The 689-nt window shown below is 75.5% G+C and carries 1 protein-coding gene; it reads left to right on the top strand.

The genetic code is table 11. The annotated features are described in order from the left end of the window. Positions 1 to 689 (top strand): AbrB family transcriptional regulator (locus HW577_RS26065; protein WP_198378967.1); only part of this gene is annotated, 689 nt, incomplete at both ends.

Here is a 689-nt window from a genome sequence, read left to right on the forward strand (position 1 = left end):
TCAGACCACTGCTCTTCCGATCTTCGCGCTCGGCCTTGCCCTCGGCGCGGCGGGCGGCGCGCTCTTCGCCCTGCTGTCGCTGCCGCTGCCCTGGCTGATCGGCGCGCTGGTCGCGGTTGCGGCGGCGCGGCTGTCGGGCCTGCCGGCGGAAGCCTCCGCCCCGCTGCGCAATGGCTGCCTCGGCGTGATCGGGGTCGCGCTCGGCGCCTATTTCACGCCGGCGACGGCGGCGCTGATCGCGGCCAAGGCGCCGCTGCTGCTCATCGCCGCCGCGATCACGCTGGCCTTCGGCGCGCTGCTCGCGCCGCTGCTTGCGCGGCGGGCGAAGGTGGACATGGCGACGGCGTGGTTCTCCGCGATCCCGGGTGGTGTGGCGGACATGGCGATGCTCGCGCAATCCTATGGCGGGCGGCCGGCCCATGTGGCGCTGGCGCAATCGCTGCGCGTCTGCGCCGTGGTGGTGCTGGTGCCGAATCTCTTCGCCCTGGCGGGGCTCGCGGGGACGGTGCCGCAGATATCGGCCCTGCTGCCGTTCCGCCCGCCGTGGCTGCTGCTCGTGCTGCTGGCCGCCTGGGCGGCGGGCTGGGTGATGGTGCGCGCGGGCGTGCGCGCGGGCTGGATGCTTGGGCCACTCGCCGTCAGCGGCGGGCTCGCCGCGGCCGGCATCGCGCCGTCCGGCGTGCCGGGAT

Source organism: Neoroseomonas rubea (assembly GCF_016106015.1).
GTDB lineage: Bacteria > Pseudomonadota > Alphaproteobacteria > Acetobacterales > Acetobacteraceae > Neoroseomonas > Neoroseomonas rubea.